General features: G+C 69.0%; 24 protein-coding genes. 14 read left to right on the top strand and 10 right to left on the bottom strand.

What is annotated here, in order from left to right:
- Positions 1–92 precede the first annotated feature (92 nt).
- The 4 genes from DRW48_RS02830 (at position 93) to DRW48_RS02815 (ending at position 3,866) form a co-directional block, all read left to right on the top strand.
- A complete protein-coding gene (locus DRW48_RS02830) occupies positions 93–1,793 on the top strand; it encodes an acyl-CoA dehydrogenase (protein WP_114077320.1) in 1,701 nt (566 codons plus the stop codon).
- A gap of 140 nt (positions 1,794–1,933) precedes the next feature.
- Positions 1,934–2,947 (top strand): MBL fold metallo-hydrolase, encoded by a 1,014-nt coding sequence (locus tag DRW48_RS02825; protein ID WP_241963429.1) that lies wholly within the window; start codon positions 1,934–1,936, stop codon positions 2,945–2,947.
- Between the two features lie 66 nt (positions 2,948–3,013).
- Complete coding sequence (locus DRW48_RS02820) at positions 3,014–3,214, top strand: aa3-type cytochrome c oxidase subunit IV (RefSeq protein WP_114075085.1); 201 nt, start codon at positions 3,014–3,016, stop codon at positions 3,212–3,214.
- A gap of 22 nt (positions 3,215–3,236) precedes the next feature.
- On the top strand, positions 3,237–3,866 hold the full coding sequence (locus tag DRW48_RS02815; RefSeq protein ID WP_114075084.1) for a hypothetical protein: 630 nt from the start codon (positions 3,237–3,239) through the stop codon (positions 3,864–3,866).
- A gap of 3 nt (positions 3,867–3,869) precedes the next feature.
- Here the strand turns inward: DRW48_RS02815 and DRW48_RS02810 are convergent, their stop codons facing one another.
- The 6 genes from DRW48_RS02810 to prfA all read right to left on the bottom strand — a co-directional run bounded on the left by DRW48_RS02810 (position 3,870) and on the right by prfA (position 8,246).
- Positions 3,870–4,277 (bottom strand): bleomycin resistance protein, encoded by a 408-nt coding sequence (locus DRW48_RS02810; protein ID WP_114075083.1) that lies wholly within the window; start codon positions 4,275–4,277, stop codon positions 3,870–3,872.
- Positions 4,274–4,615, bottom strand: a complete 342-nt coding sequence (locus tag DRW48_RS02805; RefSeq protein WP_114075082.1) for an AzlD domain-containing protein — start codon at positions 4,613–4,615, stop codon at positions 4,274–4,276. The genes DRW48_RS02810 and DRW48_RS02805 overlap by 4 nt, the downstream gene beginning before the upstream one ends.
- The gene (locus DRW48_RS02800) at positions 4,612–5,391 is read right to left on the bottom strand and encodes an AzlC family ABC transporter permease (RefSeq protein ID WP_114075081.1); all 780 of its coding nucleotides are present in this window, start codon (positions 5,389–5,391) and stop codon (positions 4,612–4,614) included. Before DRW48_RS02800 ends, DRW48_RS02805 begins: the two co-directional genes overlap by 4 nt.
- A 142-nt stretch (positions 5,392–5,533) precedes the next feature.
- Positions 5,534–6,523: a hypothetical protein gene (locus DRW48_RS02795; protein WP_114075080.1), complete on the bottom strand. Its 990-nt coding sequence runs from the start codon at positions 6,521–6,523 to the stop codon at positions 5,534–5,536.
- Positions 6,524–6,542: 19 nt separating this feature from the next.
- Complete coding sequence (gene greA / locus DRW48_RS02790; RefSeq protein ID WP_114075079.1) at positions 6,543–7,013, bottom strand: transcription elongation factor GreA; 471 nt, start codon at positions 7,011–7,013, stop codon at positions 6,543–6,545.
- 177 nt (positions 7,014–7,190) lie between these two features.
- Complete coding sequence (gene prfA, locus DRW48_RS02785; protein WP_114075078.1) at positions 7,191–8,246, bottom strand: peptide chain release factor 1; 1,056 nt, start codon at positions 8,244–8,246, stop codon at positions 7,191–7,193.
- Between the two features lie 107 nt (positions 8,247–8,353).
- Between prfA and DRW48_RS02780 the strand changes: the two genes are divergently transcribed.
- The 10 genes from DRW48_RS02780 (at position 8,354) to DRW48_RS02735 (ending at position 15,133) form a co-directional block, all read left to right on the top strand.
- Positions 8,354–9,097 (top strand): pyridoxine 5'-phosphate synthase, encoded by a 744-nt coding sequence (locus DRW48_RS02780; protein WP_114075077.1) that lies wholly within the window; start codon positions 8,354–8,356, stop codon positions 9,095–9,097.
- Positions 9,094–9,552: a hypothetical protein gene (locus DRW48_RS02775; protein WP_114075076.1), complete on the top strand. Its 459-nt coding sequence runs from the start codon at positions 9,094–9,096 to the stop codon at positions 9,550–9,552. Before DRW48_RS02780 ends, DRW48_RS02775 begins: the two co-directional genes overlap by 4 nt.
- A complete protein-coding gene (locus tag DRW48_RS02770) occupies positions 9,549–10,355 on the top strand; it encodes a hypothetical protein (RefSeq protein WP_114075075.1) in 807 nt (268 codons plus the stop codon). Before DRW48_RS02775 ends, DRW48_RS02770 begins: the two co-directional genes overlap by 4 nt.
- On the top strand, positions 10,352–10,780 hold the full coding sequence (gene acpS / locus DRW48_RS02765) for a holo-ACP synthase (RefSeq protein WP_114075074.1): 429 nt from the start codon (positions 10,352–10,354) through the stop codon (positions 10,778–10,780). The genes DRW48_RS02770 and acpS overlap by 4 nt, the downstream gene beginning before the upstream one ends.
- Positions 10,781–10,955: 175 nt before the next feature.
- Positions 10,956–11,459, top strand: a complete 504-nt coding sequence (locus DRW48_RS02760; protein ID WP_114075073.1) for a type III secretion system chaperone family protein — start codon at positions 10,956–10,958, stop codon at positions 11,457–11,459.
- A gap of 26 nt (positions 11,460–11,485) precedes the next feature.
- Positions 11,486–12,295 (top strand): pyrroline-5-carboxylate reductase, encoded by an 810-nt coding sequence (gene proC / locus DRW48_RS02755; RefSeq protein WP_114075072.1) that lies wholly within the window; start codon positions 11,486–11,488, stop codon positions 12,293–12,295.
- Positions 12,292–12,630, top strand: coding sequence for a tRNA-binding protein (locus tag DRW48_RS02750; RefSeq protein WP_114075071.1), 339 nt, complete (start codon positions 12,292–12,294; stop codon positions 12,628–12,630). The genes proC and DRW48_RS02750 overlap by 4 nt, the downstream gene beginning before the upstream one ends.
- Positions 12,630–13,586 (top strand): 2-hydroxyacid dehydrogenase, encoded by a 957-nt coding sequence (locus DRW48_RS02745; RefSeq protein ID WP_114075070.1) that lies wholly within the window; start codon positions 12,630–12,632, stop codon positions 13,584–13,586. The genes DRW48_RS02750 and DRW48_RS02745 overlap by 1 nt, the downstream gene beginning before the upstream one ends.
- 97 nt (positions 13,587–13,683) lie before the next feature.
- Positions 13,684–13,881, top strand: a complete 198-nt coding sequence (locus DRW48_RS02740; RefSeq protein WP_114075069.1) for a CsbD family protein — start codon at positions 13,684–13,686, stop codon at positions 13,879–13,881.
- Positions 13,882–14,029: 148 nt separating this feature from the next.
- Entirely contained in the window at positions 14,030–15,133 is a 1,104-nt protein-coding gene (locus DRW48_RS02735; RefSeq protein ID WP_114075068.1) for a pyridoxal phosphate-dependent aminotransferase, read from the top strand.
- Between the two features lie 58 nt (positions 15,134–15,191).
- Here the strand turns inward: DRW48_RS02735 and DRW48_RS02730 are convergent, their stop codons facing one another.
- From DRW48_RS02730 to lepB, 4 genes are all read right to left on the bottom strand, one after another.
- The gene (locus DRW48_RS02730) at positions 15,192–15,515 is read right to left on the bottom strand and encodes a DUF1491 family protein (RefSeq protein ID WP_114075067.1); all 324 of its coding nucleotides are present in this window, start codon (positions 15,513–15,515) and stop codon (positions 15,192–15,194) included.
- A gap of 205 nt (positions 15,516–15,720) precedes the next feature.
- Complete coding sequence (gene era, locus DRW48_RS02725) at positions 15,721–16,689, bottom strand: GTPase Era (protein WP_114075066.1); 969 nt, start codon at positions 16,687–16,689, stop codon at positions 15,721–15,723.
- Positions 16,686–17,384: a ribonuclease III gene (rnc, locus tag DRW48_RS02720; RefSeq protein WP_114075065.1), complete on the bottom strand. Its 699-nt coding sequence runs from the start codon at positions 17,382–17,384 to the stop codon at positions 16,686–16,688. The genes era and rnc overlap by 4 nt, the downstream gene beginning before the upstream one ends.
- Positions 17,381–18,172, bottom strand: coding sequence for a signal peptidase I (gene lepB / locus DRW48_RS02715; protein ID WP_114075064.1), 792 nt, complete (start codon positions 18,170–18,172; stop codon positions 17,381–17,383). Before lepB ends, rnc begins: the two co-directional genes overlap by 4 nt.
- Positions 18,173–18,248: the final 76 nt, after the last annotated feature.

The raw sequence follows: 18,248 nt of genomic DNA, 5'->3' as shown, positions 1-18,248 counted from the left end.
GCCGGGTCCCGACGCGGCAATCTATCGTGATGCGCGAATACGCGGACGGGCGATCATTCTCAAGCGCCGCGCTGAAAAGGGATATTTTTCCGATGGCCTATGTCGCCCCGGTCGAGGAGACGCTGTTCATCCTCGATCACATCGTCCCGCTTGAGGAAATCGTCGCAACGCCCCGATTTGCCGATGCCACGCGCGACACAGTTGCCGCCGTGCTGGGCGAGGCAGGGCGCCTTGCCACGGACATCATTGCCCCGCTGAACCGCGGCGCCGACGCGACCCCGGCGCGGCTTGAGAATGGTCGCGTGCGCTCCTCCCCCGGGTTTGCCGGGGCGATGGCTGCATTGGCCGAGGGCGGCTGGGTCGGGCTTGCCGCCAGTCCCGAACACGGCGGCGCCGGGCTGCCGCAGATCGTCAACCAGTCGGTCGCCGAATACCTGTCGGGCGCAAGCCTTGCCTTTCAGCTGAACCCGCTGCTCAGCCAGGGGCAGATCGAGGCGCTGGAACAGCACGCAACGCCGCAGATGCAGGCCCTGTACCTGCCGAAGCTGATCTCGGGCGCATGGAACGGCACAATGAACCTGACGGAATCGCAGGCCGGCAGCGACGTTGGTGCCCTGCGCACAAAGGCCGAGCCGCAGGGCGACGGCACCTATCGCATCACCGGGCAGAAGATCTTCATCACCTGGGGCGACAGCGACATCAACGAGAACACCTGCCATGCGGTGCTGGCGCGGCTGCCCGGCGCCGCGCCCGGCACGCGCGGCATCAGCCTTTTCATGGTGCCGCGGCTGATCCCCGATGCGGATGGCAAGCCGGGTCTCGCCAACGCGCTGCGGGTCGTCAGCCTCGAGCACAAGATGGGCATCCACGGCAGCCCGACCTGCGTGATGAGCTTTGAGGGCGCGACCGGCTGGCTGATCGGCGAGGAGGGCAAGGGCATGGCGGCGATGTTCACGATGATGAACAACGCGCGCCTCGCGGTCGGGGTGCAGGGGGTCGGTATCGCCGAGGCGGCGCTGCAGGCCGCCACCGCCTACGCCGCCGAGCGGGTCCAGTTCGGCCCGATCATCGCGCACGCCGACGTGCGCCGCATGCTCGCTACCGCGCGGGCCGAGGTCTTTGCAGCCCGTGCCATCTGCCTTGCCTGCGCCGCCGCGATCGACCTCGCCCGCGCCTCGGATGATCCCGAGGCCGCGGCCCGGGCGGCCTTCCTGACGCCGATCGCCAAGGCCTATGGCACCGATGTCGGCTGCCGGGTTGCCGATGCTGCCGTGCAGGTCCATGGCGGCATGGGCTATATCGAGGAAACCGGCGTTGCCCAGTATCTGCGCGACGTGCGCATCACCCCGATCTACGAAGGCACGAACGGCATCCAGGCCATGGACCTTGTCGGTCGCAAGCTGGCGGATGGCGGGACCGCTGCCTTTGCCCTGATCGACGAGGTGCAGTCCGGCGCCAAGTCCGCGCAGGAGGCGCTGCCTGCCCTAGCCGAAGCCGTTTGGCAGGCGGCGGAAAGCCTGCGCGAGGCGACCGTCCTGATGCTGGACGCCGGGGCCGATGACCGCAACGCCGGCGCGGTGCCCTTCCTGATGGGCTTTGCGCGGGTGCTGGGGGCGCATTTCCATCTGCGCGCCGCGCTGCTGCGCCCCGGGACCAACCGCGAGGTTCTGGCGCAGATCTTCATCACCCGCGTCCTGCCCCGGCTGTCGGGGGATCTCGCCGAGGCGCGGGCGGGCGTTGCCGATCTGCAGGCGCTCGATGATGCTGCCTTTGCCGGGGTTCTTGTCGCGTGAGGGAACGGGCTGGTGCGGGGACCACGGCCGGCCCCGCGTCTACTGATGTCGCCGAGGCGCAGATCCCCGCGCCATTTGCCGAAACTGAGGGGCGGGCAGGCGGGGCAGCCGGCCTTGCCTACCCATTCCCCGAGCCGCCGGTGCCCGGCGCCGCGATCACAGTCGCGCCGGGCGTCCTGTGGATGCGGTTGCCACTGCCGATGCGGCTCGATCACGTCAATATCTACGCCTTGGCCGATGATGACGGCTGGACCGTGATTGACACCGGCTTTGACGACGCCCCCAGCCGCGCGCAATGGGCGGCGCTGCGGGCAGGGCCACTGGCGGGCAGGGTCGCACGTGTACTGGTTACCCATTCCCATGCCGACCACGTCGGCCGCGCTGGCGCGCTACAGGTCGAGGGCGCCGAGGTCCTGATGAGCCGGACGGCCTGGCTGACCGCACGCATGTTGTGGCTGGACCAGCCCCGACACCCGCCGCCCGAGCAGTTGCAGTTCTGGCGGGCCGCCGGCATGCCTGCCGAGATGCTGGCCCGCCGCGCTACCGAGCGGCCGTGGCATTCGGCGGATGTCGCGGCCCCGCTGCGCCCCGGCTTTCGCCGTCTGCAGGAAGGCCAGTGCCTTACCCTCGGCAGCCGACGCTGGGCGGTGCGTATGGGCGAGGGGCATGCTGCCGAACACGCGACCCTGTGGTCGGATGATGGCATCGTGATCGGCGGCGACCAGCTGCTGCCGCGGATCTCGCCCAACCTTGGGGTCTATCCGACCGAGCCGCTGGCCGACCCGGTCGGCGACTGGATGGACAGCTGCGCTCGGCTGGCGCGGTTTGCCCGGCCCGACCAGCTGGTGCTGCCCGGCCACGGCCTGCCATTCACCGGCCTGCCGTTTCGCCTCGCCGCGCTCATCGGAAACCACCGCGCGGCGCTCGATCGGCTGGTCTCTGTGCTGGCCGAGGCGCCACGCACTGCGGTCGGCTGCTTTGACGTCCTCTACCGCCGGCGCATCGGCGAGGGCGAGTTCGGCCTCGCCCTGGTCGAGGCGGTTGCCCACATTAATCGTCTGCGGGCCGAGGGGCTGATCGAGGCTGCCGGCACCACCGCAGATGGCGGAACCCTGTGGGGCGCGACGGGCGCGGGTGCGGCATCAGGGACGTGACAGGGGCCGCGGCTTGGGGTATCGCTGCGCCAACCATTCATCACAGATACATCGAAGGGACGCGCCATGGCCACGACCGTCACCACTACCCACACGACCACCGCCACGCACGGCACGTCCCATGCCCATGACCACGCCGCCCACACCCATGGCACGATGGACGTGCAGGAGCATGAGCGCATGTTTGGCTACTTCGTCCAGTTCCTCGCCTGGAATGCGGTCGCCATGTCGGCCGTGCTGATCTTCCTCGCGCTCGCCAACTCCTGATCTTTTCCCACGGGGTCTTATCATGCTGCGCCGCGCCTTCCTCGCGCTCTCTCTGACGGCGGGCCTGGCGGCCTGTGCGGACAATATCTATGCCTCGGACGAGGCGGTGCGCAGCGCGCGCTTCGTCTCGAACGAACCGCCCTCGATCACGCTCTACACCGTGATCGGCATTCCCCGGGGCGAGGGTGCGCATTCGGCCCTGATGATCAACGGCAGCCAGCGCGTGATCTATGACCCGGCCGGCAGTTGGTCGCACCCGCAGGCGCCCGAGCGGCATGACGTGCTGTACGGCATCACCGACAACCTGCGGAACTTCTACATCGACTACCATGCGCGCGAGACCTACTGGGTCGCCGCCGATACGGTCCCGGTCAGCCGCGAAGTGGCAGATGCCGCGATCCGCGCGGCCGAGGCGAACGGCGCTGCGATGAAAAGCTTCTGCGCGAACGACACCAGCGCGGTGCTGCGCAAGGTGCCGGGCTTTACCGGCGCGCCTTCGGGCTTTTCGCCGCTGAAGCTGCGCAACTGGTTCCGGACGCTGCCGGGCGCGACCGAGAAAAAGCACTACGACGGCGACCCCGCCGACAACCATGACGTCCTGCTGCGCCAGCGCGGCGAATTGACCCGCGCCGGTAATAAACCGGTCCAGTAAGCGTTAGGCGGACGCGGTCACTTCGGTGAACGGCCGCGCCAAATAACCATCGGGATCGGCAAGCACCAGTTGCCGCTGGCCGACCACGCCCGTCCCGGTGCGATACCAACGTGTCTCCAGCGGCAGCAGCGGTGTCAGCCCGGAGCGCGTCGCCCGGCCGACCAGCGCATCCAGGTCCGTGACTTCGATTTCCAGGTTCATCCCGAGGCCCAGCGGCGCGCCCTCCGCGCGCACGCGCGCGGCATCGAAGGTCCGCCCGAGATTGATGCTGGCCAGCATCAGCCGGGCCGGCCCGAGGCCGAGCATCGCAAACCCCTCCTCCGGGCGAGTGTAGCGCACCGCAAAACCGATGATGCCGACCCAGAAGTCGAGGCTGCGCTTCAGGTCACGGATTCCAAGTTCTGGCGTCATCCGACCAGCCACAGGCCGAGGTAAAGCGACACCAGCCCCGCGCAGATCGCCGCCACCGTGCTGCGGGTGGCGATACCGGTGACGACCGTGATCAGGGCGGCAAAAATCCGGGCCGGATCGGCATGGCCGCCGGTCGCGGCGGGCCAGATCACACCGGGCGCGATCAGCGCCGGCAGCACTGCGACCGGGGTATAGCGCAGGTGCCGCAGCAAACCCTCCGGCAGCTTGCGCCGGCCAAGGGGGCCGAGGAAGGACAACCGCAGGAAATAGGTGCCGGCCCCAAGCAGGATGATGACGAGCCAGATTTCGGCAGTCGATGCGGTGGCGGTACCGGTCATGATGCGCCCTCCGGGGCGGGTTGCTGCGCTTGCCGCCGGGCCTGACGGCGTTCCAGCTCGGCGCCGACGGCCATGGCGATTGGGGCGGCGATCATCAGACCGGTGCCCGACGGCATGTGCCGCAGCGCCGCCGCCACTGCAAAGCCAGTGACCGCGGCCGCCAGATGCGGGCGCGAGCGCAGCAGCGGCGCGATCATCGCCAGAAAGGTGATCGGCACTGCGAAATCGAGGGCGAATTCCGGCGGGATTGCCTGCCCGAGCGTGGCGCCGATGACCGAGAAAACCGGCCACGGCAGGGCCAGTACGACAACGACGCCAAAGAAGAACGCCAGCCGTTCGGGCAGCGTCATGCGCGGGTTTTCCTCGTAGCGGCGGATCGACAGGGCATAGGTCTGGTCGATCAGCACATAGGCCAGCAGCGCGCGCATCCGTGGCGAGGCTTGGCCGACCCAGGGCACGAGCGAGGCCGAATACATCGCCATGCGTAGATTGACCGCCAGCGCCGACAGGATAACGATCGGCAGCGGCGCCTGCTCGACCAGCAGTTGCACCGCGGTGATCTGCGATGCGCCGGCCAGCACGATGGTCGAAAAGCCCAGCACCTGCCAGAGGTCCATGCCGGCGTTGACCGCAGTCACGCCGAACACCAGCCCAAAGGGCAGCAGGACGATCAGAAACGGCAGCGCCTGCAGCATCCCGGCAAGGAACGCCGCCCGGTTGCGCGAGGTCGGGGCAGAGGCAGGCACAGCGGCGCCGGGCACGGAATCGGGGGGCATGGTGGGTCTCGGCTGGTTTCGCCGACAGTTCCCGGATTTACCGCAGGGGCACAAGGGCGGAACGCCCGGTCAGGACTGATGGAAGCCCGGGGGCCGCCTGCCGTTGACGTGGGGGCGCGCGCGACTGCGGAGCAGGTGGCCGTCAGCCGAAAATCCCGGTGGACTGCGCCAGCGTTGCGAAGGCCCGGCCTGAACGGGTGGCCGCCAGATGACGAACGCCGTTATCGTCCAGTTGCGGTACGGCCCGGCCCAGCAGCTTGTCCCAATGGCGCAGGAAGTGGTGCGCCGCGTCGCGGAATACCTCGTCGCTGCGCAGGGCCTCGGCCAGAGCGGCCTCCGCATTCGGGTCGGGCTGCGGCAGGTCCATGCCGTCCAGCGCCGCCCCGCGCGCGCCGTCGACAAACCGGCGCCACGATTCGGCGGGTGCGTTCGGGGCCGGCACGTCGTCCATGTAGAGGCCGCGCGCAGCCAGCAGGGTAATGACATCCTGCGCGGCGCGGATCAGACGCGCCGTCTCGCCATCGGCGAGGGCGCGGCGCAATGCGTCGACTGCGTCGTGATCGTCGGGGCCATCGGGAAAGTTCAACGCAAGGATCAGGTCATGCGGATCGACCTCGACGGCCGGCGGCGCACCAAGATCGAGGCTCGGCTGCGGCGGCGCGGCTGCGGCCGTCGTGCGGGCGCGGCCAGCCGACGCCCGGGGGGCGGCGGCAGTGCGCGGCGTGGCCTCGCGCCGGGGCTGGGCAACGGCGCGCGGGGCGGGCGTGTCCAGCGGCAGCATCTGCGCCTCGGCATCCTCCATCCCGGCTTGCAGCTCAGGCGGCAGGTCGGCGGGCGCACCGCGGCGCATCGCCAGCAACTGGGCGCGAAGGTCATGCGCCTCGTCCCGAAGGCCGGCGAGGGCGCGGGCGGTGCCGACGGCCATCCAGATCAGCACCAGCGGCACGAACACGCCGACCAGCGTCACCAGCCGGGCAGCCCCACTGCGGGCCGCGCCGTCGCCGGCGGGGCCGAACAGCCAGACAAGCAAAAACAGCACCACCCACGCCGCGCTGACCAGGAGGCCCGCAGCGATGGCGCGGTCCTCGGCTGCTGCGCGGCGCAGTCCTTCTACCTTGCTCAAGGCCGACACTGCGGTCCCCTTTCCAACTTCATGCGTAGCGCACCGCGAGAATTTCATAGCTGCGCTGACCGCCGGGGGTGACCACCTCGACGCTGTCGCCTTCGTCCTTGCCGATCAGCGCCCGCGCCAGCGGAGAGCGCATGTTCAGCAGCCCGCGTTCCAGATCGGCCTCGGCTTCGCCGACGATCTGGAAGGTCTTGCGCTCGTCCGTATCCTCGTCGACCAGATCGACGGTGGCGCCGAACTTGATTGCGCCCGACATGCCGGCGACGTCGATCACCTGCGCGCGGCTGAGGATCGCCTCAAGCTCCTTGATGCGACCCTCAAGGAAGCTCTGCTTTTCGCGGGCAGAGTGGTATTCGGCATTCTCGCTGAGATCGCCATGCTCGCGCGCCTCGGCGATCGCCTTGATCACCGCGGGGCGCTCGACCGATTTCAGCTGACGCAGCTCTTCCTCGGCCTGGGCGAAACCCGCCCGCGTCATCGGTATCCGTTCCATTCATCGGTCCTCAGAACCGCCTCGTTCACGGCGGGGGCCACAGTCACGCAGCTTGCGCGAACGCCCCCGGCCTTGGGCCGGGGGCGTCCGTCAAATGCAGGGTCATGGTGTGCCCATCGGGGCGGGCAGCGCAACCCCCTTGGTGCCTGGCGCCGGATCGCGCCCGGCGAGGCGGTGCTAGCCCTCGGACGCGGCGAGGCGCGCAGCCTGGTCATGCGCGGTCAGCGCGTCGATCACCTCGGACAGATCGCCCGCCATCACCTTTTCGAGCGCGTAAAGCGTCAGGTTGATGCGGTGGTCGGTCAGTCGCCCTTGGGGAAAGTTGTAGGTGCGGATGCGCTCGCTGCGATCGCCGCTGCCGACCTGGGTGCGGCGGTCTGCGGCGCGGGCTGCATCGACGCGCGATCGTTCCAAGTCGAACAGCCGCGCCCGCAAAACGGCCATGGCGTTGGCACGGTTCTGGTGCTGCGATTTTTCGGACGAGGTGACCACGATCCCGGTCGGCAGGTGGGTGATGCGGACGGCCGAATCGGTGGTGTTGACGTGCTGGCCGCCGGCCCCGCTGGCGCGCATCGTGTCGATGCGGATGTCGGTCGCGGGGATGTCGATCTCGACGGCTTCGGCCTCGGGCAGGACCGCCACCGTCGCGGCCGAGGTGTGGATCCGCCCGCCGGATTCGGTTTCCGGCACGCGCTGGACGCGGTGCACGCCGGATTCGTATTTCAGCCGCGCAAAGACCCCTTCGCCAACGATCCGCATGACGGCCTCGCGCACGCCGCCGAGTTCGGTCGCGGCGAGCTCCAGCACTTCGACGCGCCAACCCTGCGCCTCAGCGTGGCGCTGATACATGCGCATCAGGTCGGCGGCGAACAGGGCAGCCTCCTCGCCGCCGGTGCCGGGCCGGATTTCCAAGATCGCCGGGCGGGCGTCGGCCGCGTCTTTCGGCAGCAGGGCGAGGCGCAGGGCCTGCTCCAGTTCTGGCTGGACGGCGCGCAGGCGGGCCAGTTCGTCCGCGGCCAGGTCGCGCATCTCGGCATCTGCCAGCATGGCCTGGGCCTCGGCAATGCCGGCCTCGGCTTCGTTCCAGTCGGCAATCAGCTGCACGACCGGTTTCAGCTCGGCGTATTCGCGGCTGACGTCTGCGATCTCGTCGGGCGCCGGACCGGCATTCAGCCGCGCCTCGAGATATTCGAAGCGGCGGGTGATCTGGTGAAGGCGCTCGGTGGGCAGCATGGGCTGGGCTTAGCTCGCAGCGGTGGGGGCGGCAAGGCGCGCTACGGGGACTCGCGCCCCGCGGGCGCGCAGGCTAGTCTTTGCGCGTCCCAACCGGAGCCCTCGCCATGCTGCGCCTCGGCGTCAACATCGACCATGTCGCCACTGTCCGAAACGCCCGCGGCACGCCCTGGCCCGACCCGGTGGAGGCCGCGCGCGTCGCCGAGGTCGCCGGCGCTGATGGCATTACTGCCCATCTGCGCGAGGATCGCCGCCATATCAGCGACGACGACATCGCCCGGCTGATGGAAACCCTGAGCGCGCCCCTAAACCTCGAGATGGCGGCCACGCCCGAGATGCAGGCCATCGCGCTGCGCCACCGCCCGCATGCCGTCTGCATCGTGCCCGAAAAGCGAGAGGAGCGGACGACCGAGGGCGGCCTCGACGTTGCTGGCGATGCCGGGCGGATGGCCGATTTCATCGCCCCCCTGCGCGAGGCCGGCAGCCGGGTGTCACTGTTCATCGGCCATGATCCGCGCCAGATCGAGGCCGCGGCCAAGGCCGGCGCCGCGGTGGTCGAGCTGCACACCGGCGCATGGTGTGACCTGGGGATCGAGGGCCGGTTGGCCGAGCAGCAGGCCGAACTGGAAGGGTTGCGCGCCGGCGCCAGCCTCGCCGCCGCGCTGGGGCTGGAGGTGCACGCCGGCCACGGCCTGACCTATCAGAACGTCGGCCCGATCGCTGCCATGCCCGAGGTGCTGGAGTTGAACATCGGCCATTTCCTGATCGGCGAGGCCATCCTGCGCGGCCTTGGGCCGGCAATCGCCGAAATGCGCCGCTGCATGGACGCTGCGCGCGGGAACGCCGGATGATGGGCGGCCGGCGCAGCACTCGGCTGGCCGCGATGCTTGCGCTGCTTGCCCTCCCGGCCGGGGCCCAGTCGGTTACGCCCTGCGGTGACGGCCCTCGCGCCGACACGATTGCCGAGCCGTGGGAGGCGAACACCGCCACCTATGCCGACGGTGCGATCCGCCTGACCGCGATCGACACGGTCGAGCCAGCCGGCGCGCCATTCTATCTGATGGTCCAGTCGCCGCCGCTGGACGAGCTTGGCCTGCGCCGTTGCCGGCTGGTGGGCGAGGCCGAGGGCTCGGGCTTCTTCGGTCTCGATTTCGCCGCGCGCCGGGCCGAGTATCAGGCCGGCAAGGGGCTGGTCGTGACCGTGCCTATCAAGCGGGTCACGCCGGGCGAGAGCGACGCCCACCCCGCGACGCTGCGCCTGACCATCAACCAATCCAGCGGCGAGATCACCGCCGACGCCCGATGAGGGCGATCCGCCTGATCTGGCGCACGCTCGGCGGGTTGTGGTCGGTGCTGATGATGTTGCTGATGGCGGCGTCGTTGGCGCTGAATGTCGCTATGGCGGTCTCGCCGGTGGTGTTCGCCGCGGTCGCCGGCGCGGTCGAGGCGGTCAGCGGCGTGCGCAGCCTTGCCACCCGCAATGCCGCGCGGACCACCGCGCTGGAAGCACGCGCCACACGGGCCGAGGCCCGTGCCGCCAGCGAGGCGGCCGAGGCCGCCAAGGCGCGCGCGGCGCGGCAGGTGACCTATCGCGGTGCGCGGCGGCCGGCGGCCGAGGCTGTGGCCGACACCTCGGACCGGCTGGCGCGGCGTACGGCGCGCGGGGCGGCGCGCAACATCGGCAGCGTGGCGGGTGAGGCGATCCCGGTGATCGGCGTCGGCGTGATCGCCGCTGCCACCGCGTGGGAGCTGCACGACGCATGCGCCATGATGAGCGAGGTGCGCGAGCTGGATGTCGCGCTGAACCCGGAACGTGCCGTCCCGCCCGAAGCCACCCAGGTCTGCGGGATGAAGGCCCCGACCCGGGCCGAGATCTGGGCCGCAGTCGCATCAAGTCCCGGCGCCGCCTGGGACGAGGCGCGCGGCCTTTACGAAGGGCTCCCGGCGCTCGATCTGGGTGGCACCTGGGGCGCCAGCCTCGGCATGTTCCGCGCGATCTATGACTGGGCCTTTGGCAGCCCTGCGGGGCCGGTCGCGCCCGACGGCACTGCGCCCCTGCCCGGGCCGGGGTCGGACTGGAACCCGCTCAACTGGTGGGATGGGCAATGATCCTCGGCATCGGCACCGACCTCGCCAATATCGCGCGCATCGCCGGCGTGCTGGACCGCCATGGGGACCGCTTTCGCACGCGGGTCTTTACCCCGACCGAACTGGCCCGCGCCGCCCGCCGACCGCACGAGGCTGCGACGCTCGCCAAGCGCTGGGCCGCCAAGGAGGCGTGCAGCAAGGCGCTGGGCACCGGGCTGCGCATGGGCATCGCCTGGCGCGACATGGCGGTGACCAACAACCGCGCCGGCCAGCCGCAGATACACCTGACTGGCTGGGCGGCCGAGCGGCTGGCAGCGATGACCCCGCCGGGCCATGTCGCGCGCATCCATGTCACGCTGACCGACGATCACCCATGGGCCCAGGCCATGGTGGTGATAGAGGCGCTGGCCGAAATTAGTGGCGCGGCTGCCGAGAACATGTCATGAACATCGCCTGAACGACTCGCCAGCCCCGCCTGCGTCACGGAAAATTAGCTTTACTCGCTCCAGGCTTGGCACCACGATATCTGGTAGTTACTGGCACCTCAGAATGCCGGGACTTGTGAGGATCACCACAGGTAGGGGCACCCACCCCACCTTTGCGAGAGGGCAGGGACGGCTCATGGCACTCGCCGAACAGTTCATTCCCAGCGACGACATCCATCCGATCGACATCGCTGAAACCGTCGCCAACCATCATGAATGGGAGTTTGATCGTCTCGCCGATGACCAGATCGCCATGGCCGTCGAAGGTCAGTGGCGGACCTATTCCATCACCCTCGCCTGGTCGGCGCGCGAATCCGTCCTGCGGCTGGTCTGCACCTTCGACTTCGACCCGCCGGTCGAGCGCCTTGGCGATCTCTACGAGGCGTTGAACCTCGCCAATGACGAGGTCTGGGATGGCGGCTTTACCTTCTGGGCGCCCCAAAAGCTACTGGTCTGGCGCTATGGCCTGATCCTCGCCGGCGATGCCATGGCCGAGCCGAGCCAGGTCGATCACATGGTCTGCGCCGCCATCACGGAGGCCGAGCGGTTCTACCCGGCGTTCCAACTGGCCTGCTGGGGGGAATCCACCCCAACGGCAGCGATGGCGATTGCCATGTCGGCAGCCTACGGTCGCGCCTGAGGGCTGACTGAAGAGCGGGGCTGCGCATGGATCTGGCGAAACTGAATGATCGGGGGCTGGTCCTTGTCGGGGCCGGCAAGATGGGCGGCGCACTGCTGGACGGCTGGCTGGCGCGCGGGCTGGACCCAGCCTCGGCGCATGTCATCGACCCCAAGCCCGATCCGCGCTGGGCGGCGCGCGGGGTCAACGTGAACGCGGACCCCCCAGCCGACCCGGCGGTGCTGGTCCTCGCCGTGAAGCCGCAGATGATGGGCGACGTGCTGCCGACGCTCGCCGCATGGGGGCAGGGCCGCACACTGGTCGTCTCGGTCGCGGCCGGCACGCGCATCAAAACGCTGGAGTCCAGCTTTCCTGCCGCTCCCATCGTCCGCGCGATGCCGAACACCCCTGCCGCCATCGGCCAGGGGATCACGGCCGTCGCCGGCAACGCCCGCGCGGATGCTGCGGCGATGGACCTTGCCGCCGCCCTGATGGGCGCGGTCGGGCAGGTGGTGCAACTGGATGACGAGGCCCAGATCGACGCGGTCACCGGCCTTTCTGGCAGCGGCCCGGCCTATGTGTTCCACCTGATCGAGGCGCTGGCCGAGGCGGGCGTTGCGGTCGGCCTGCCCGCCGACACGGCCATGACGCTGGCACGCGCCACGGTTGCCGGCGCCGGCGCGCTTGCCCTCTCCGGCGACGAAACCCCGGCGAAGCTGCGTGAGGCGGTAACCTCGCCCGCCGGAACCACGGCGGCCGGGCTGGCCGTCCTGATGGACCCCGATGCCGGCCTGCGCCCGCTGATCGCCCGCACCGTCGCGGCGGCCACCGACCGCGCCCGCGAGCTTGCGCAATGACCACCGCCAGCTTTGACGATTTCCTGCGTCTCGATATCCGCGCCGGCCGCATCACCCGCGCCGAGCCGTTCCCCGAGGCACGCAAGCCGGCGCTGAAGTTGTGGGTCGATTTCGGTCCCGACCTGGGCGAACGTCGCAGCTCGGCCCAGATCACGCGCCACTATACCCCAGAGGAACTGGTCGGCCGGCAGGTGCTTGCCGTTGTCAATTTCCCGCCGCGCCAGATCGGGCCGGTCATGTCCGAGGTCCTGGTCCTCGGCCTGCCCGATGCCGAGGGCGAGGTCGTTCTGATCGCCCCCGACCAGGACGTCCCGCTGGGCGGGCGGCTTTTCTGATGCGCCGGCTGCTGGTGACGCGGCGCATGACGCTGGAGGCGGAGGCCGCCATTGGCGCGGTGTTCGAGGCCATTTTTCGCGACGAGACCGTGCCGCTGACCGAGGCCGAGGCCGCCGAGGCGCTACGTAGCCATGACGCGATCATCCCCACGCTGGGCGATGCTTTCACCGCGGCGGCCTTTGCCGGGGGCGGTCTGCAGACAAGGGTGCTCGCCAACTTCGGTGCCGGCTACAACCATATCGATACAGACGCCGCGCGCGCCGCCGATGTGATCGTTACCAACACCCCCGAGGTGGTGACCGAGGCGACGGCCGACATCGCCGTGATGCTGATGCTGATGACCGCCCGCCGCGCCAGCGAGGCCGAGCGCGTGCTGCGCGCGGGCGCGTGGACCGGTTGGACACCGACCCAGTTCCTTGGCCGCCATCTTGGCGGCAAGACGGTCGGGATCATCGGCATGGGCCGCATCGGCAAGGCCATCGCCCGGCGCTGCCATTTCGGGTTCGACATGCGGGTCGTGTTCTTCAACCGCTCGCCAGTCAGTTCGCTGCACACGCCCGCGGCGCAACTTCCGACGCTTGAGGCCGTGCTGCGCGAGTCCGATTTCGTCGTCCTGGCCGTGCCCGGCGGTGCCGGCACCCGGCACCTGATCGACGCCGCCGCCCTGGCGACGCTTGGGCCCAATGGCATCCTGATCAACATCTCGCGCGGGGATGTCGTCGACGAGTCGGCACTGATCGCCGCGCTGGAGGCCGGGACGATTGCCGGCGCCGGCCTCGATGTGTTCGAGCACGAACCAGAGGTCCCAGCGCGCCTGCGCGAGACGCGCAACACTACGCTGCTGCCGCATATCGGCACGGCCGCCGAGGAGGTGCGCACCGCAATGGCGATGCGCGCCCTCGACAACCTGCGCGCGGTTGCGGCCGGTCGCCCCGCGCCTGACCGCGTGGCCTGAGCGGTCAGCCGTCAGGCGCGCGTTACCGCCCCGGAACCACCCCGATGCCAAGGCGTTATTGCGATGTACACGCTGAAACCTGAAGGGGACCAAGCGAATGAATTGGGATATCGTTGAAGGCAAGTGGGAACAGCTCAAGGGCTCTGTCAAAGAGAAGTGGGGCGATCTCACGGATGACGACCTGACCCAGATGGCGGGCAATCGCGACAAGATGGCTGGCAAGCTGCAGGAACGCTATGGCTGGACCAAGCAGGACGCCGAGAAAAACGTGGACGACTTCTTCCGCGACCGCTGATCGGCTTGACCCGCTAACCCTGTAATTGTTCACGAGTAGGCGACGATGTTTAGCCGCCAGGAAGGCGTCTCTTTGGAGACGCCTTTTTCGCGTTGCGGTCTTTCGTTCACCGCTTGCACCGACCCTTAGTTTGGGCTTGCGTGCGCGCATGACAAACTCCCTGCGTTTTGCCCCCATCGCCGCCGACCTGCCGCCGACCGTGCCCTTTACCGGGCCCGAGACGCTTGCCCGCCGAAGCGGCCAGCCGATACTCGCCCGCCTCGGCGCGAACGAAAACGGCTTTGGCCCTTCGCCACGTGCGATCGAGGCGCTGGCTGCTGCCGCCAGCGAGATCTGGCAATACGGCGATCCTGACGCGCATGATTTGCGCTCGGCCCTTGCCGCGCGGCACGGCGTGCCGACGGACAACATCATGCTGGGCGAGGGGATCGACGCGCTGCTGGGCCTGACCGTACGCCTTTTCATGGCGCCGGGCGAGGCGGTGGTGACGTCGGAGGGGGCCTATCCGACCTTCAACTACCACGTTGCGGGCTTTGGCGGGGCGCTGCACAAGGTGCCCTATCGCGACGATGCCGAGGACCCCGAGGCGCTGCTGGCCCGCGCGGGCGAGATCGGGGCACGCCTGATCTATCTGGCCAATCCCGACAACCCGATGGGCAGCTGGCTGCCCCGCGAGCAGATCGAGGCTATGCTGGACCGGCTGCCATCGGGCGCCTTGCTGCTGCTGGATGAGGCCTATGCCGACTTCCTGCCGCCCGAGGCGCTGCCCCGGATCGACGCCGAGGACCCGCGCGTGCTGCGCTTTCGCACCTTTTCCAAGGCCTATGGCATGGCCGGCGCGCGGATCGGCTATGTCATTGGTGCGGCTGCCGCCGTCGCCGGGTACGAGCGCATCCGCAACCACTTCGGCCTGAACCGGATCGCCCAGGCCGGCGCATTGGCTGCCCTCGGCGACCAGGCATGGCTGGCCGAAATCCTCGCACGCGTTGCGGCGTCACGCGCGCGGATTGCAGCCATTGGCCACGCTAGCGGCCTACAAGCTCTGCCCTCGGCGGCCAATTTCGTCGCGCTCGACTGCGGTGGCGACGGCGCGCGGGCGCGGCGGGTGCTCGAAGGGCTGGCGCAGCGCGGGGTGTTCGTGCGGATGCCAGGCGTCGCGCCGCTGGACCGCTGCATCCGTATCAGCACCGGGCCGGAAGCGGCAATGGACTTGCTGGCCGATGCCTTGCCGGGCGCGGTGGCGAGCGCTTAGCCGTATTGACTCGCCCCGACCTGCTACGGGCGCGCTCTACCAGTCCGGTTGCCGGCGCCTAGTCGATCAGCATCGGATCGCCGTTCCGCGCCTCGGTTTCGAGCAGCCATAGATCGGGATCGGCGGCTCGGGCGCGGGTCATGATGGCGTCAATCTCGGCCTCGGTCCCCTCGTCGCGGCGCTGCCATTCGGTCGTGTCGGTCTTGTAATCCCACTGCCGCGCCCACAGCGCCGCCCGCCCGTCGAGACTCGCGCATTTGACCAGCACGGCGCCGGCCGTGCTGTCGCCACGCCGCAGCACATAGCCAGCCCGCCCCGCCAGATCGAGACCGTGCAGCCAGGCCGAGACCCACAGGCCGGTGGCAAGCCGCGGGGTGCTCATGCGGACGCCCCGGGCATGCCAGGGCGGTCGGACAGCAGCCCCAGTGGCACAGTGAAAATGCCGGCGACACTAAGGATGGCGACGCCGGCCCGGCAAGTTCTCCAGCGACGCGTCAAGAAGCTCGAAGCCGGCGCAGCAAACAACCCGCGGGGACGAGTTGACCTCGCCGTTTTCACGGAACAATCAGCCCGTCCCACCCGGAAACCTAGTCGCCGTCACGGTAATCGAGGCCCATCTCACCGTAACGCTCAGCCTCGTTCAGCCAGTTCTCGCGCACCTTGACCTGCAGGAACAGGTGAACCGGGCGGCCCATGAACTCGGTCAGTTCTGCCCGCGCCTGCTTGCCGACCGCCTTGATCGTCTCGCCGCCATGGCCCAGCACGATACCTTTGTGCCCGTCGCGGACGACGTAGATGATCTGGTCCACGCGGGCGCTGCCGTCCTCGCGCTCTTCCCACGCTTCGGTCTCGACCGTCAGCTGGTAGGGGATTTCCTCGTGCAGGCGCAGTGTCAGCTTTTCGCGGGTGATCTCGGCCGCGATCTGGCGCATCGGCAGATCGGCAATCTGGTCCTCCGGGTAAAGCCACGGCCCCTCGGGTACCTGCTCGGCGAGCCAGGCCTTCAGATCGTCGCAACCGTGACCGCGCTCGGCCGAGATCATGAAGGTGCGGGTGAACGGAAAGGCCTCGTTCAGGCGCTGGGACAGGGCCAGCAGCGCCTCCGCCTTGACCCGGTCGATCTTGTTGATCGCCAGCGCCACCGGGGTGCCGCGCGCCTTGTTCATCAGCGAATCGAGAATTTCCGCGACGCCGTCGGTCAGGCCGCGCTGCGCCTCGACCAGCAGGACGATCACGTCGGCATCGGCAGCGCCTCCCCAGGCGGCGGCGACCATGGCCCGGTCGAGCCGTCGGCGCGGGCGGAACAGGCCGGGGGTATCGACGAACACCAGTTGGCTGTTACCCTCCATCGCGATGCCGCGGATGCGGGCGCGCGTGGTCTGCACCTTGTGCGTCACGATCGAGACCTTGGCCCCGACCATGCGGTTCAGCAGGGTGGACTTGCCGGCGTTGGGCTCGCCCAGCAGGGCTATGAACCCGGCGCGGGTGGCGCCGGTGGGCGCCGCATCCTCACGCGGGGATTGCGGGTCGTCGGGCTGATCGATGTTGTCGGTCATGTGCTGGTCCTCTCTGCGGCCAGGCTGTCCAGCAATGCGCGAGCGGCGGCCTGCTCGACGCTGCGTTTGGTGCCGGTGCCCTCAGCGGCCGCCTCGCGGCCGTCCGTCAGGCGCGCGGCGATGTGGAAATGGGGCGCGTGGTCGGGGCCGGTGCGGGACAGTTGCACGTAATCCGGCGGCGGCATGCCCTGCGCCTGCGCCCATTCCTGCAACTGGGTCTTGGCATCGCGGGCGTCGTCGGCAACGCGCGCCAGATGGCCGGACCAGAGGCGCAGGACCAAGGCTCGCGCAGCCTCCCAGCCGGCGTCCAGATAAACGGCGGCGATCACCGCCTCCAGCGCATCGGCCAGCAGCGCGTCCTTGCGCCGGCCACCGGACATCATCTCGGACCGGCCCAGCTTCAGCACCTCGCCAAGACCGATCTCGCGCGCGATCCTGGCGCAGGTCTCGCCCTTGACCAACGCATTGTAGCGCGGCGCGAGCTGCCCTTCGGAGGCGTTGCTGTCCGCGAGGAACAGTGCCTCGGCCACGGTCAGGCCCAGAATGCGGTCGCCCAGAAATTCCAGCCGCTGGTTGTCGGGGCGGGTCGTCGTCGCGATGGAGCCGTGGGTCAGCGCCCGGACCAGAAACTCGGGCCGGGCAAATTCATGACCGAGCCGTTGGGCAAATTCCGCGATATCCGCGCCAGGTTTCAATGCACCGCCTTGAAGAATCGGTCGGGGCGCCAGGTCCAGATGAACAGAAGCGAGCGCCCGGCTGAGCTGAACATGATCCGGTCGGCGCGGCCGATCAGGTATTCCTCGGGCACAAAGCCGAGACCGCCGGTGGCCGGGTCAAAGCGCGAATCCTCGGAATTGTCGCGGTTGTCGCCCATCATGAAGTAATTGCCCGGCGGCACGGTGAAGACGGGCGTGTCGTCGGCCATCCAGCCATCAAGGATGTTCAGCACATCGTGCTGGCGGCCACCCGGCAGCGTTTCGGTGGCACGGGTCTTGATGCACTCGCCCCCGGTCGGCACCGGGTCGTTCGCGCAACGCGGCATCAGTTGCTGCGGACCCTGCGGCAGCTTGGCCTCGACGAACTCGCCAGCCTGGGTCTGGGGAACTTCCTCGCCGTTCAGGTAGACGATACCACCGCGAACCTGGACGGTATCGCCGGGCAAGCCGATCACCCGCTTGATGAAATCGACATTCTGGACCGGGTGGCGGAATACCACGACATCGCCCCGCTCGGGCTGCGAGCCGAGGATGCGCCCGGTGATCGGGCACATTGAGAACGGGCACGAGTGGCGGGAATAGCCGTAGGCCATCTTGTTGACGAACAGGAAATCGCCGATCAGCAAGGTGTCCTTCATGCTGCCCGAGGGAATCCAGAAGGGCTGAAAGAACAGCGTGCGGAAAATGCCGGCGATCACCAAGGCCCAGAACACCGTCTTGACGGTCTCCCACAGGCCGCCTTCGGTCTTTTTGATCGTGTCGGCCATGCTGCTTCCAGTCCCTCGCTTTGCCGCGTTCTTGAGCGCGCCCGCACGGCGGAGTCAACCCGCGCCCGGGCGGACG

The organism is Paracoccus suum (assembly GCF_003324675.1).
Taxonomy (GTDB): Bacteria; Pseudomonadota; Alphaproteobacteria; order Rhodobacterales; family Rhodobacteraceae; genus Paracoccus; species Paracoccus suum.
This window is presented reverse-complemented; position numbering and strand designations above follow the sequence as displayed.